Below are 14975 nucleotides of genomic sequence, written 5' to 3'. Positions count from 1 at the left end.
TGTGTCTGGGCAGGATACTTTCTTTGTACAAAAGCATTGGTTTGATAAACCTGTAAAAAATGTTTTCCTAGCCGACAAAGAGGTACACGTCAAAACAGGTAATGACTTGTTTGTCTTGAAGAACGAAAAGTGGAAAAGAGTAGACCTTAAATTTGACAAGAATTTTGTTTTTTATTCAAACGGGTTTTACCAATCTGAATTTCTCCCTGAAGAATATAAAATATCCGCTGAATCAATGGCACATTTGATTCCTCAAAAAAGCCTGATTAATTGCACCATGGTTAGGACAATCAACCAACTTTTTATTTCTGTGGGAGGTTCGCTGTTTGAATATGAAATAAGGCCATACTTCACCATCGAATATCCAAATACCTCCATAAGGAATGTCTATTTGGATGAAAAATTCAATACAGTTTCAACGTATTCTGGAATTTTTGTCAATGATACATTAAGGCAAAAATACCCACCCTATTCAAATGGACATTTTGTAAAGATTAAAGGTGAATATTATTTATGTACTGACGAGCTTTATAAGGTTGTTTCAGAGGATTCTGTATACTTAATAGAAACCGGTCAGAATGTTTTTGCAGGCCATTCGAGAAAATTGTTGGAATGGCAAGGGAAAGTTTATTCCTTAAATACAAACTCCATCAATGAATTTCAAAAAAATCAAGACCTTCTTCCCATACATAAAGGGTTTGATTATTCTGATTTGGAAATTTTAGATTCACTGCTTGTTTTTTCGACCTATGAAGGGAAATTATTTTCATATAACGGCACTGATGTAGTGGAATTGGCTTCAATAAATAGCCGGATTAGAGAAATTTTCATAAGTGACAGTTGGATTTATATAGCCGCGGATAACGGGGCATTTAAAATGCAGCCAAACAATCCTTCAGAATTAATCCGGGTTTTGGATGCCGATAATTGTGTTGACATCGAACAAGATAGATTCAAAAATTTGTGGATCGCAACAGAGAATGGACTTACTTTAATACCTAAATCAAATCAAAAACCTGTTACACTGGTCTCAGATGTGGAATTTAACAGGTATGCTATGACCCTATATGAAGACAAAATCTATGCAGGATCTATTAATGGATTGTTTGTATTTGATATCTATACCATAGAAAGGGGGTTTTTACCCATTTATTATCAAATGGTGTCGGACCAACAATCCGTTTTTAGAAAAAAAATGATTCAGGGATTTCTTGTAATTGGAATTCCACTGTTTTTGCTTGGCATATGGCTTTTTAAAATGGTCCAAAACAAAAAACAAATAGAAATCAGCCCAAAACAAGAATCCCGTAAATTAGGTCTTGAACAGATAAAAACTGACATCATTTCAAATAAATTAATATCTGTTGAGGCATTGGCACAACATTATCAAACCAATCCAGTCCAGCTCAATAGACGTTTCAAGCAATTAGGAACTACTCCCGGAAAATTTTTAAAGAAAGTAAAAATTTCTTGGGCAAAAACACTTTTAAATAATGGCCTTGATATGGAAGAAGTCTCAAAAACTGTTGGCTATTCACCCAAGTTCCTTGACACAGAGTTAAACCAAGAGAGTTGATCTTATATAATCAATCAGAAGGTAACGGCTACTTTTACAAACTTAATGTTCTCCCTATTCCAAGTGTAACAAAACACCAAAAAACCTTCATCATAAATGATGGAAGGATAAGAAAACTCATTTTTTCCCTCCCCTGCTTCAATTACTTCTTTTATGGGCCAAGTATTCCCGTTATCAAACGAAACCGCCAATTGCATTGGATAGCGCTTTCCCCAGTTTTCACCAACCGGATTATAAACCAAAGCGATGGTCTCATTTTGAATTTTTACCAGATCAATCCCGCTGTTGTTGTTTGGCAAATCTGTCAATGCAACAGGAGACCAAGTCAATCCATTGTCTTTGGAATCACTCCTTCCGATTTTTCCTGCTGATGTCCTGAGCAGCATATGGACAAAATTAGGTTTGGATTCCCATAGAGCAGGCTGTATGACACCTTCACCCGTGATCTGATTTCTGTCTAAAATCAAAGTTTCGGTATTGAGCCAGGTTTTGCCGCCATCTTCGGACCTATCCACAAATGCATTCCAGACCTTGTTTTTCTCTAATGATGCCGGTGCAAGCCAGGTTCCATCTGATAAAACCAGAATATGATTTCGGACGGGACCTCTACCTCCGCGATCGCCTGGAATGAGTTCCTCGGCTACTGACCAGGTTTCTCCTGCATCTTCTGAATACTGTACCCAAGTCTCCCAATCGTCGATTTCCTTTCCTACTTTGAAGTAAAGGTATAATTTTCCATCCGGAGCATTGAACAGCACAGGATTCCAATGCGGATCGTTTCTGACTTTGACCAGCATCTGTGGGGCTTTCCAGTTTCCGGGTTGGCCTTTGGACATCCAGATTCCGACATCGTCGTTTTTCTCATGTGATCCGGCAAACCACACGATCATATATTGTCCATTGCCTAATTTTTCGATCGAGGAAGCATGACATTGCGCAAAGGGGCGATCATCTCCAAATATGAATTCATTGGATTCAATCTGAAGATTTACAGTCTGGGAAAAAGTCCCAATACTCAGAAATAGCAGGGATACGATTAGAAGTGGTTTCATAGAGATTGTAATTTCGTACTTTTAAAGGTACAATTAATCATATTTATCGTATCTTTGAAGATACACTTTAAATAATAAATCGTATCTTTGAAGATACAATGGAATCGTTAATTACAAGATACAAAAACCTTTTAAGGTCGGTCAAATTAGATTTTAAAAGAAATCTATACCACCAAATCAATTGGGACGCAAGAGCCATATGTATCCTTGGTGCAAGAGGTACGGGTAAATCTACTCTGATGCTCCAATATTTGAAAGAGAATCTTCCAGAAAACCAATCCCTTTACATTTCCCTGGATGACCTCTATTTCAAACAAAAGGGACTTGTGGAAGTGGCAGAGCGATTTATCCAATTGGGTGGAAAGTACCTTTTTTTGGATGAGGTTCATAAGTATGGGGATTGGCAGGCAGCCGTCAAAAACCTATATGATTTTTATCCGGACTTGAAAATGGTGATCTCCGGTTCGTCAATTCTTCCGCTTCAAAAGTCCCAAGTTGACCTGAGCAGGAGATTGGTTTATTATGAACTTCCCGAATTATCTTTTAGGGAATACCTATCCTTGAAACATCAAATCGTGGTTTCACCGGTTAATTTGAACTTTTTGCTCATCAAGCATCAGGAACTTTCTAGCAAGCTAATTGAAGTTTTGCCACACCCATTGGCTGAGTTTGAACAATACTTACAATATGGAGCATATCCTTTTTTTAAAGAAGGGCAGCAAGACTACATTTCTAAAATCAATCAATTGATCAATGTCATCATTGATTATGACTTGCCTGAAGGAAGGGACATCTCCACAGCAACTCAGGCAAAACTGAAAAAATTGCTTTATATCCTGTCAACTGCAGTTCCTTTCAGCCCAAACATTACCAAACTGGCAGAAAAAACAGAAACCACAAGACCTAGGTTATTGGAAATGCTCCACATGTTGGAAACTTCAAGGCTCATCAGGAACCTGAGAAATTCATCCCATGGAATCAGCATGATGAATAAGCCCGACAAAATCTTTTTGTCCAACACGAATCTCATTTATGCGTTGGCATTTGAAAACCAAAACAAGGGAAATGTCAGGGAAACATTCTTTTATAATCAATTGGCAAACAGTGGGAAATCGGTCACATATCCTCAGCAAGGTGATTTTATGATTGATGATAAGTATCTATTTGAAATAGGCGGAAAAAATAAAGATTTCAGCCAAATCGCCAATCTTCCTAATTCCTTCATTGCCGCAGATGATTTAGAGTATGGTTTGGGCAATAAAATTCCGCTTTATCTATTTGGGTTTTTGTATTGAGGGGACTTACTACTCTGAAAAAATAGGCAGAAAACAATAAAATGGGTGCAAAAGAAAATATTCTAATAATTTTAGGCGCAAAAGAAAAATCAAACGAAATCATCGATTTAGATGGTTTGTCGAATAGGACAATAATACCTCAATAATCTTTATGGGATTTTGCATTGAGGGATTGAAATAAAAAAAGTGGCAGTCAACCCTAAAATCCAAAATTAAATCCCGACAATTTCCGCCACTCAAATAGTACCTCCCAATGATATGTCTTATTTTAGACCATCCAATTTTGAGTAGCACCTATGTACATTATTTTCGATACCGAAACCACCGGATTACCAAGGAGTTATAATGCGCCGATGTCCGATGATGACAACTGGCCAAGGCTGGTTCAGATCGCATGGCAGCTTCATGATGCCAAAGGCAAGCTTCTTTCCAACCACAATTACATTGTAAAGCCGGAAGGATTTACCATTCCTTACAATGCCGAAAAAGTACATGGCATCTCCACAGCCCGTGCCACAAAGGAGGGACATGCTTTGGATAAAGTACTTGCGGTTTTTCATGAGGATGTAGAAAAAGCCAATTACCTCGTAGGTCACAACATCGGTTTTGACATCAATGTGGTGGGTTCAGAGTTTTTGCGCAAGCAAATCCCGATGAAGCTGCAGTCCATGAAGGAAATGGACACCAAAGACCTTTCGACGGATTTTTGCGCACTTCCTGGAGGAAAAGGAGGAAAATACAAATGGCCAACTTTGACGGAATTGCACCACAAACTTTTTGGTAACGGTTTTCAGGATGCACATGATGCCGCTTATGATGTGGCAGCTACCGCAAAATGTTTTTTTGGTCTCATAACCCAAAAAGTAATTTCCCCTGAAAAGGGAATTTTGGTTTCGGAAGTTATCTATGAGGCACCAACCCTGGATGCGGCAAACTTTGCCAATGCCAAAGACGAGCAAAAAACTGCTGCCAAAGATATCCTGAAAGCTGCCGGAACTGCCGATATCTCGGTTATGTCGGACATGCCTTTTTCTCATTTGCATGTCCATACGCAATACTCCGTCCTTCAGGCCACATCAGAGATTCCGGCTATGATTGCGCTTGCAAAAGAAATGAAGATGCCTGCCATCGCCATGACCGATCACGGCAATATGATGGCAGCATTCAATTTTGTGAAGGAAGCTCTTGCAAAAGATATCAAACCTATCATCGGCTGCGAATTTAACCTGACCAAAGACAGAACCAACAAAAGCCAAAAGGACGACGGTTTCCAGACTGTATTGATTGCCAAAAACAAAAAAGGATACCATAACCTCGCCAAACTCTCCTCTTACGCAAATATCCAAGGTTATTACTATGTCCCGAGAATTGACCGAGAAGTTTTAGTCGAGTACAAATCAGACCTGATCGCCACTACAGGCGGTCTGTGGGGAGAGATTCCTTACCTTATTTTGAATGTGGGCGATACGCAGGCGGAGGAAGCCTTTATCTGGTGGAAGGAGCAGTTTGGAGAGGATTTTTATGTTGAGCTCAACCGCCACGGCATTCCTGAGGAGGAGAAAGTCAATGAGGTTTTGTTACATCTTGCCCAAAAATATGGAGTCAAGTACTTCGCTGCCAACAACACCTATTACAACCATAAGAATGACGCCAAAGCCCATGATATTTTGCTTTGTGTCAAAGACGGAGAGTTGGTCGAAAAGCCGAAGAAATATATCGGCAAGCGTGGACGGGAATATCGCTATGGGTTCCCTAATGACGAATTCTATTTGAAAAGTCCTGAGGAGATGAAAAAGCTCTTCGCGGACCTTCCTGAGTCCATCGCCTGCACCAACGAGATTGTCGAAAAAATAGAAACCTACAAACTTCAAAGAGACGTTTTGCTTCCGAATTTCCAGATTCCTGAGGAATTCAAAAATCCTTTGGATGAGGAAGATGGAGGAAAGAGAGGAGAAAATGCCTATTTGAAATACCTGACTTACGAAGGTGCGAAGAAACGCTACCCTGTCCTCACCGACGAAATCAGGGAAAGGTTGGAATTTGAATTGGCTACTATTGAAAAAACAGGCTACCCCGGATACTTTCTGATCGTTCAGGACTTCACCGGCGCTGCAAGAAAAATGGGAGTTTCGGTAGGTCCCGGCAGAGGTTCTGCAGCAGGCTCTGCTGTCGCTTATTGTACAGGAATTACCAATGTGGATCCTATCGCTTATGATCTTCTCTTCGAAAGATTTCTCAATCCGGATAGGGTTTCACTTCCCGATATAGATATTGATTTTGACGATGAAGGCCGTCAAAAAGTCATCGATTATGTGATCAACAAATACGGTTCAAATCAAGTCGCACAGATCATCACTTACGGTACCATGGCTGCAAAATCGGCCATCCGTGATACCGCAAGGGTTTTGAACCTACCTTTGGCTGAAGCAGACAAGTTAGCCAAGCTTGTTCCGGATATCAAGTTGAAAGCGCTTTTTGACCTCACCAATGACCGGGCAAAGTTGGCTGACAAACTCAAGAACAACGGTGAAGATATCGGTAAAGCTGATGAACTGATCCGTATTTCCAAAGGTCAGGATGAATTGTCCCGTACTATCAAGCAGGCAACGGTTTTGGAAGGATCAGTGCGGAATCTTGGAATCCATGCCTGCGGAGTGATTATTACTCCGGGTGATATTACGAATTATGTTCCTGTGGCTTTGGCCAAAGATTCGGACATGGTCTGCACACAGTTTGACAACTCAGTCGTGGAAAGTGCCGGGTTATTGAAAATGGATTTTTTGGGATTGAAAACCCTGACACTTATCAAAGATGCTGTCAAAATCGTCAAAGAAAGACATGGCATCGACCTCGATCCAGATGAGTTTCCTATAGATGATGTCAAGACTTATGAGCTTTTCCAACGTGGAGAAACTGTCGGTATTTTCCAATACGAATCTGCAGGTATGCAAAAATACATGCGCGAACTGAAGCCCACTGTTTTTGCCGATCTGATTGCCATGAATGCACTCTACAGGCCGGGACCGCTTGAATATATCCCGAGTTTTATCCGAAGGAAACATGGCACAGAGCCCATCAGCTATGACCTTGATGACATGAAAGAATACCTGGAAGAAACTTATGGTATCACCGTCTATCAGGAACAGGTCATGTTGCTTTCCCAAAAATTGGCAGGATTTACCAAAGGCGAAGCCGACGTTTTGAGAAAGGCAATGGGTAAAAAGCAGAAGGATGTCTTGGACAAAATGAAACCAAAATTCGTGGAACAGGCCTCTGCCAAAGGACACGATGCCAAGAAACTTGAGAAAATCTGGAAAGACTGGGAAGCCTTTGCTTCCTATGCCTTTAACAAATCCCACTCTACCTGCTATGCCTGGATTGCCTACCAAACTGCCTATCTCAAAGCCCATTATCCGGCAGAGTATATGGCTTCGGTGCTTAGCAACAACATGAATGATATCACGCAGGTGACTTTCTTTATGGAAGAATGCAAGCGAGCAGGAATCGCAGTGTTGGGTCCTGATATCAATGAATCCAATAACGGATTTACGGTGAACAAAGAAGGTCAGATCCGATTTGGACTCGCTGCGATCAAAGGTGCAGGAAGTGCCGCTGTGGATATGATCATCTCTGAAAGAGAAAAATCCGGACCCTATAAAAACATCTTTGAATTCTGTAAAAGGGTAAACTCCAGAGCGGTAAACAAAAAAACTTTGGAAGCTTTGGCAATGGCCGGAGGATTTGACTGCTTCAAGGAACACCACAGAAGACAGTACTTGGAAGCTTTGGAAGGCGATGTCACAGTCTTGGAAAAGGCAACCAAATATGCACAAAAAGTACAACAAGAGGCTGACAGCTCTCAGGTTAGTTTATTTGGAGGAGGTTCAGGAATGGAGGTTCCACTTCCTTCGGTGGCACCTATGGAGCCTTTCAGTCAGCTTCAGCAATTGAACATCGAAAAAGAAGTGGTAGGCTTATATATCTCCGGACATCCATTGGATCAGTTTAGGGTAGAGATAGAATCCTTTACCAATACTCCCCTGACGGAATTCAGCGATATTGAGACCTTAAGGAAAAAAGGTGAAATCAAAGCGGCAGGTTCAGTAACTTCTTTTGCCCACAGAACCACCAAAACAGGAAAACCCTTTGGAACACTCACCATGGAGGATTATCACGGAGCCCATACATTCTTCATATTTGGTGAAGATTACATCCGTTTCAAGGAATATTTCATGACCGGTTGGTTTATTTACCTGACGGGATCCACCCACCTTAATAAATGGAAAGAAAATGAATACGAGTTCAAAATCAACTCCATGATGCTATTGAGTGAAGTCAGGGGAAAAATGGTGAAGGGGCTGCGGGTCAATATTGACTTGGATGATTTGAGTTTTGAGCTGATGGAAAAACTGGAAGCCATTACCCAAAAATATAAAGGAGAGGCAAAACTCTATATCAATGTCATCGACAGTAGGGAGAATATCACTCTTGACCTGATGTCAAAACGGTATACTGTCGACCCATCAAATGAAATGGTCAAAGCCTTGGGACAAATTCCGGAGGTGGTGTATCAGATAATTTAGAATTGAGGAATAGTGGAATCTATCCTTGGTAAAATTTCTGTTCGGAGAATTCTATTCAGGCTAAAACACGAAAAAAAGTCTTATAGGAAATTGACTCAAAGTTTTCTTAAAAAAATTTGTCCGATAAGCACATTTTGAAAAAGTACAAGTACCAATAAGAATAGAAAATGTTGAATATATTTTTTTACTTCAACTCGGAACTTATTCACAGTTAAAGTGCTTTAGAAGTATATTTGAAAAATCAGAAACATCCAAAAATATATTACAATGGCAAAAGCAATAGAAATTACCGACGCAAACTTTCAAGAAATAATCAATTCAGAACACCCTGTTTTAGTGGATTTTTGGGCTGAATGGTGTGGCCCGTGTAAAATGATCGGCCCGATCGTAGAGGAACTAGCCGGTGATTATGCAGGCAAAGCAGTGATTGGAAAAGTAGATGTTGACTCCAACCCAATGGTCGCATCACAGCTTGGAATCAGAAGCATCCCAACCCTCCTTTTCTTCAAAGACGGGAAAATAGTAGACAAGCAAATTGGTGCAGTTCCAAAGGCAGTTTTATCTCAAAAACTGGACGCACAACTTTAATCCATACAAGAATTAAATGGATAGCCACAAAGATCGGATCTTTGTGGCTATTTTTATTTGTCAGTAAATTGATCCTATGAAAGAAACCCTGATCGAACTTGAGCAATTTTTGGAGTTGAGGGGAAGCATCCCGGTTTTAGATGCCCGCAGTGAAGACGAGTTTATTCAGGGCCATGTCATTGGCGCCATCAATATCCCTATTCTGAACAATGTGGAAAGAAAAAAAGTCGGGACGATTTACAAACAAAAAGGGAATCAGGAGGCAATTATCAAGGGGTTTGAGCTTGTGGGACCAAGATTTAGCAGCATAATCCAAGAAGCATTGGTGCTTTTTTCTGAGAAAAAGATTTTAATCTATTGTTGGCGTGGAGGAATGCGCAGTGAAATCATGTCATGGTTGCTCAGCATGGCCGGATTTGAAATTCTCCGACTTAAAGGTGGATACAAAACATACCGAACTTTTACCTATGAAACAGTAAGGGCAAAACGGGATTTTATTGTATTGGGAGGAAAAACAGGGGTTGGCAAAACCGTCTTACTTCATGAGTTAAAAAAAACCGGTGAATCCGTCATTGACCTGGAAGACCTTGCCAAACATAAAGGTTCTTCCTTCGGTGGAATCGGACAACCACCACAACCAAGCATTGAGCATTTCGAAAATCTGTTGGCGGAGGAACTGTTCAAAATCCCACTTACAGAGAAGATTTGGATAGAAAATGAAAGCCGGAGAATAGGGAAAGTAAATCTTGCAGATGAGTTGTACTCCAATATTACTGAATCTCCATTGATAGAAATCAGTAAATCAGATTCAGAACGGATCATCCATATTGCCTCGGAATATGCAGATTTGCCACAAAATGAACTCGTAGAAGCTGTCAAAAGACTTCAAAAAAAGTTGGGTGGCAAGAGGACTGCCGAAGCCATTCAGGATGTAATTGAACTTCGACATTCTTCATGGATAGCCAACATGCTGATCTATTATGACAAAACCTATGGCTATGAACTTGACTGCAATCTTAGACATCAAACATTCCACCTTGATTTGAATAATATCGGTGTAGAAAAATCCATCCAACAACTTTTGAAACTAAAAAACGACATCCAATGGAAAAACCAACTATCAGATTAACCCAATTCAGTGAAGGTTCGGGTTGCGGATGTAAAATCCCACCTGCTGTTTTGGAAAGCATACTCGCCAATAGAAAATCGGTGGACTTGGTAGATACACAGCTTTTGGTTGGAAACTCTTCTAAGGATGATGCTGCTGTGTATCAGGTTAACGAAACATTTGCCATGATCAATACGGTTGATTTCTTCACCCCTATTGTCGATGACGCCTATGATTTTGGAAGAATTGCAGCGGCCAATGCTTTGTCAGATGTATATGCTATGGGCGGAAAACCTCTTTTTGCCAATGCAATTCTGAGTTGGCCGGTGGAAAAAATCGACCCTTTATTGGCAGGAGAAGTATTGGAAGGAGGCAGGGAAATGTGCCATCTTGCCGGAATACCATTGGCAGGCGGACATAGCATAGCTGCAAAAGATCCTATTTTTGGGCTCTCAGTCAATGGCATCATACATCCTGACCACATCAAAACAAACAAGGGTGCACGGGAAGGAGATTTTATTTATATCACCAAACCACTGGGAATCGGGGTTTTGGCGACAGCTTTGAAAAGAGATAAAATAAATGCGGAGGATTATTCCAAAATGATCCAATACGCTACCCAAATCAATACTATAGGAAAAGATTTTGGCGTTTTGAAATATGTGCACGCGATGACAGATGTAACAGGATTCGGGATTTTGGGGCATTTGGTAGAAATGGCAGAAGGTGCAGAATTGACTGCTACGATCCAAGGGAATAGCCTGCCATTGATAGATGGCGTACCTGATTATATTTCCCAATTCATATTCCCAGACAATACATACAGGAATTGGAATGCCTACAGTGGCAAATCTGAAGGAATTATCGGTATGGAATTGGTCAAATTCTGTGATCCTCAGACCAACGGAGGACTATTGGTTGCTGTCGACCCAAAATCCCAAAAAGTATTTGAATCAGTTCTCGAACAACACCAACAAAAAGCATGGCTGATCGGAGAATTCAATTCCCAATCAGCCAAAGTTGTCAAAGTAATTTAATCAAGCACTTTCACTTTGATATTCCTATAATAAATCACGCTTTCCGGATCATGTGCCTGAAGGGCAAATGTTCCCTTGTCAATTTTCTTTTCCCCGGCATTTGCAGGCCTGTTTTTATCTTCTGATTCAATGTATTCCATTACAGTTTTACCATTGATTTTAACAGTGACATGATCACCTTTGACGATAATATGTTCGGTATACCATTCCCCGTCTTTGACATAGGTCTCTTTCACGTCATTGAATGAATATAAACTCCCCGTCTTTCTCCAATCTGAATGTGTTTGGTTTACCTGAACTTCATAGCCTTTATTTGGCCATCCTGACTCCTGGTATGCGGTATGGAAAAATATTCCTGAATTGGCTTTGGGCATGGTTTTAACTTCTGCAATGAATTCAAAGTTTTTGAATTCTCCATTATTGACTTCCCCAACATAAAAAGCATGAGCACGAGGTCCATCTATTTTTATCTCTCCTTCAACTACTGAAAAGGAGGAGGGATTTTCTGATATTTTCCATCCATCCAAATTTTTACCATTGAACAGGGAAATCCATCCATCTTTCTGGGCGAAAGAAAAAGAGGACAAAGAAAACAAGAGCAGAAATACAAGTAGGTTTTTCATAGTTTATTGTTAAATGGTTATTGGGAAATATAAAGCAAATAATTAAGTCTACTTCAATAAAAATGACAGAAAGGTCAAAATTGAATTGATTGGCAATATCTTGTTCGCTCAATCATGCAAGGGAGATACACCTCCCGACACAATCAATTTCATGATATCCGCACTTTTAACATTTTTCAAAATCCTGACATTTTCCCTTGGAACCAAATACAGGTTTCCGGAAAAATTATAGCTATGGGGGAAATATATGGCCACAAGGTCTTCTTCTTCTAAAATAGTCAGGTTATCCTGTGTGATAAACCCAAGACGGGAAATCCCCTCAGACAACTTTACAATTACAGGAGTATTGAATTTCTTCTTGTCGCCAACAAAAGCAGACATCAGATCCTTGATACTAGTATACAGAATATTGATCAAAGGAATTTTAATTACCCATCTTTCAAAGATTTCAAACAGGGGTTTTGTAATGAAAATACTGGCCAAAAACCCAATAAAAGTAATGAATCCCAACATAATCAAAATCCCAAGCCCAGGTATGGGAATCGGCAGAATACCATCCAAAAACTGAATGATCAAATAAATCACATAGATGGTAAGGGCAATGGGAACCACAAACAATAATCCCCTGAAAAAGTAAGTAATGATTCTTTTATAAGTGAAAGCCATAGTATAACATTTGGAATAAAAATACAAAAAAATGATTGCTTCTCGAGAGGAATTTAATGTCAAAAACCTCCCTGAAACAAATCACATTTCGAACAGCCCACAAAAAAACCCCGGACTTTCCATCCGGGGTTTCAATTTATATCGGCGATCTATTAAAGATCTATTCCCATGAAGGACATGAAAGCAATACCCATCAAACCGGTCAAAAGCATGGTAATACCAAGACCCTTCAACCCATTAGGGACGTTGGAGTATTTCAATTTCTCTCTAATTGCGGCCAAAGCTACAATTGCAAGAAAAAATCCTGTACCAGATCCAAAGCCATAAACTGTAGCCTCAGCCAATGTATAGTCCCTCTGTGCCATAAACAACGAACCACCAAGGATGGCACAGTTTACCGCGATCAAAGGAAGGAAGATACCCAAAGCACCATACAATGCAGGAGCAAATTTTTCTACCACCATTTCAACAAGCTGTACAATGGCAGCAATAATCGCGATGAACATGATGAATCTTAAGAAAGAAAGATCGATTGTGGCAAACATATCTCCTGCCCAAGACAATGCTCCTTCTTTCAAAACGTATTCATTCAAAAGCCAGTTGGCAGGAGTAGTGACAGTCAAAACGAAAATAACTGCTGCACCCAATCCTAGTGCTGTACTCACTTTTTTGGAAACTGCCAAGAAAGAGCACATTCCCAAAAAGTAAGCGAAAATCATATTGTCAATAAAAATTGACCGAATACCTAAGCTAAATAATTCCATGTCCCGATTCTTTAATTAATGTTCAACATAACCTGTTTTGGTACGCTGTACCCAAATGATCAATCCTAGGATGATAAAGGCACCTACCGGTGTAACCATCAGGCCATTTGTAGCGAAGCTGAAATCAGGCCCAATAAAGCCTGCAATGGTATCAAATACCGGCACGCCAAAAACACTTCCTGAACCAAACAATTCCCTAAAGAATGCTACTGCAAGGATAATCCAAGAATACCCCAAGGCCGAACCAAATCCATCAAGTATGGAATCATAAGGTTTGTTACCCAAAGCAAAAGCTTCTAAACGGCCCATTACAATACAGTTGGTGATAATCAAACCCACAAATACGGACAATTCCTTGTACATATCATACGCAAAAGCTTTTAGCAACTCACTTACCAAAGTAACCAAGGTGGCTACTACTGCAAGTTGAACAATAATCCTTACCCTTGAAGGAATGGTATTCCTCATCAGAGATATCACAAAGTTGGACATGACAACTACGAAAATTACCGAAATGGCCATAATCAAAGTTGGTTGCATTTGTGTTGTAACAGCCAAAGCAGAACAAATACCTAATACCTGAATGGTAATCGGGTTGCTGTCCACCAAAGGATCTGAAATTAATTTTTTTCTTCTCTTTGACAAAAGAGCCTCGGCGGGCTTTTTAACTTCTGTCACTGTAGTTTCTGTACTCATATAGCTATAGTTTGAAACGTTCAAGATTTAATTTACTGCAACAACTTCAGTTTGTTGACCTGATTTTTGACTTGTCAAGAAAGCGCTGTAATACTGAAGGTAATTCTTAAGCATGTTGTTTACACCATTTGCGGTGATTGTTGCACCAGACATACCATCCACTTTATGTGTATCACCGGAATAATCCTTACCTTCTCCTTTTTGCATGGAGACAGACTGAAGGTTTCCACTTTCATCAAAAATCTCTTTGCCCTTATAGCGCTGCTGCACATCAGGAGAAGTGATTCTTGCACCAAGTCCCGGAGTTTCACCTTTGTGGGAGAAAGTCACCCCTTCTATGGTACTTAGATCAGTCTGTAAAGCTACATAACCCCAAATCTCATCCCAAAGTCCTGCTCCATAAACAGGAAGGATATAGGATTCTGCAGGATCAGGATTTCCTTCTGCATGAAATATGAATACGGGAAATAACCTGTTTTCAGGAGCCATTTTGTAGTTCTTTCCAACATTGACTTTTTCTGCAACCATTGGACTGCCATCAGGATTTTGGGTTACTTCTTTCCCTTCTATATCCACAACTTTGGATGAAATCCTTGATTCATAAAAGGTCAAAACTTCTTCAGGCTTCATGGCTTTCAGCTGATCACCATCCAATACCGCACCCAAAATTTGTTTTTTGGTATCCAATTCTTCAGCTTTTCTCTGCAAAGGGCCCAATACTTGGGAAGTTCCCGAGAGCAATAATCCCAATACTACAGTCAGTATTATGGAGAATGTGATAATATATGTGTTAGACTGTTGCACGTTGTAACCTCCTATTCTTATTAGCTTTAACTACATAATAATCAATCAATGGCGCAAACACATTCATGAATAGAACTGCTAGCATGATTCCCTCTGGATAAGCGGGGTTGGTGACACGGATAATCACTGTCAAGAAACCTATCAATAATCCATAAATCCACTTTCCTGTCTCTGTCTGTGCTG

The 14975-nt window shown here is 40.1% G+C and carries 13 protein-coding genes; 6 read left to right on the top strand and 7 right to left on the bottom strand.

Translation table 11 applies throughout. The features are described from left to right. A partial coding sequence (locus ACZFYI_RS06380; RefSeq protein WP_462523289.1) for a helix-turn-helix domain-containing protein occupies nucleotides 1-1576 on the top strand: 1576 nt, incomplete at its 5' end. Nucleotides 1577-1590: 14 nt separating this feature from the next. Here the strand turns inward: ACZFYI_RS06380 and ACZFYI_RS06375 are convergent. Further along, entirely contained in the window at nucleotides 1591-2628 is a 1038-nt protein-coding gene (locus tag ACZFYI_RS06375) for a sialidase family protein (protein ID WP_462523288.1), read from the bottom strand. Nucleotides 2629-2726: 98 nt separating this feature from the next. Here ACZFYI_RS06375 and ACZFYI_RS06370 point away from each other — a divergent pair, with 98 nt between their 5' ends. The 5 genes from ACZFYI_RS06370 (at nucleotide 2727) to selD (ending at nucleotide 11239) form a co-directional block, all read left to right on the top strand. Next, nucleotides 2727-3923: an ATP-binding protein gene (locus ACZFYI_RS06370; protein WP_462523287.1), complete on the top strand. Its 1197-nt coding sequence runs from the start codon at nucleotides 2727-2729 to the stop codon at nucleotides 3921-3923. Nucleotides 3924-4219: 296 nt separating this feature from the next. Then, nucleotides 4220-8506, top strand: a complete 4287-nt coding sequence (gene dnaE / locus ACZFYI_RS06365) for a DNA polymerase III subunit alpha (protein ID WP_462523286.1) — start codon at nucleotides 4220-4222, stop codon at nucleotides 8504-8506. A 267-nt stretch (nucleotides 8507-8773) separates the two neighbouring features. Continuing rightward, nucleotides 8774-9094 (top strand): thioredoxin, encoded by a 321-nt coding sequence (trxA, locus tag ACZFYI_RS06360; protein ID WP_462523285.1) that lies wholly within the window; start codon nucleotides 8774-8776, stop codon nucleotides 9092-9094. Between the two features lie 76 nt (nucleotides 9095-9170). Next, nucleotides 9171-10223 (top strand): tRNA 2-selenouridine(34) synthase MnmH, encoded by a 1053-nt coding sequence (mnmH, locus tag ACZFYI_RS06355; RefSeq protein ID WP_462523284.1) that lies wholly within the window; start codon nucleotides 9171-9173, stop codon nucleotides 10221-10223. Beyond that, entirely contained in the window at nucleotides 10199-11239 is a 1041-nt protein-coding gene (selD, locus tag ACZFYI_RS06350; protein WP_462523283.1) for a selenide, water dikinase SelD, read from the top strand. Before mnmH ends, selD begins: the two co-directional genes overlap by 25 nt. Here selD and ACZFYI_RS06345 read toward each other — a convergent pair. The 6 genes from ACZFYI_RS06345 to ACZFYI_RS06320 all read right to left on the bottom strand — a co-directional run. Then, on the bottom strand, nucleotides 11236-11862 hold the full coding sequence (locus tag ACZFYI_RS06345; protein WP_462523282.1) for a 3-keto-disaccharide hydrolase: 627 nt from the start codon (nucleotides 11860-11862) through the stop codon (nucleotides 11236-11238). The two genes, selD and ACZFYI_RS06345, sit on opposite strands and share 4 nt — an antisense overlap. 108 nt (nucleotides 11863-11970) lie before the next feature. Then, nucleotides 11971-12528 carry a DUF502 domain-containing protein gene (locus tag ACZFYI_RS06340; RefSeq protein ID WP_462523281.1) on the bottom strand — a complete coding sequence of 186 codons (558 nt, stop codon included), beginning with the start codon at nucleotides 12526-12528 and terminating at the stop codon, nucleotides 11971-11973. Between the two features lie 152 nt (nucleotides 12529-12680). After that, a complete protein-coding gene (nqrE, locus tag ACZFYI_RS06335) occupies nucleotides 12681-13292 on the bottom strand; it encodes an NADH:ubiquinone reductase (Na(+)-transporting) subunit E (protein WP_462523280.1) in 612 nt (203 codons plus the stop codon). A 15-nt stretch (nucleotides 13293-13307) separates the two neighbouring features. Beyond that, the gene (locus ACZFYI_RS06330) at nucleotides 13308-13988 is read right to left on the bottom strand and encodes an NADH:ubiquinone reductase (Na(+)-transporting) subunit D (protein WP_462523279.1); all 681 of its coding nucleotides are present in this window, start codon (nucleotides 13986-13988) and stop codon (nucleotides 13308-13310) included. 27 nt (nucleotides 13989-14015) lie between these two features. Beyond that, nucleotides 14016-14792: an NADH:ubiquinone reductase (Na(+)-transporting) subunit C gene (gene nqrC / locus ACZFYI_RS06325; RefSeq protein ID WP_462523278.1), complete on the bottom strand. Its 777-nt coding sequence runs from the start codon at nucleotides 14790-14792 to the stop codon at nucleotides 14016-14018. Beyond that, on the bottom strand, nucleotides 14779-14975 hold a 197-nt coding region (locus tag ACZFYI_RS06320), incomplete at its 5' end, for an RnfABCDGE type electron transport complex subunit D (RefSeq protein ID WP_462523277.1). The genes ACZFYI_RS06320 and nqrC, both read right to left, overlap by 14 nt.

It is taken from the genome of Aquiflexum sp. (genome assembly GCF_977115555.1).
This window is presented reverse-complemented; position numbering and strand designations above follow the sequence as displayed.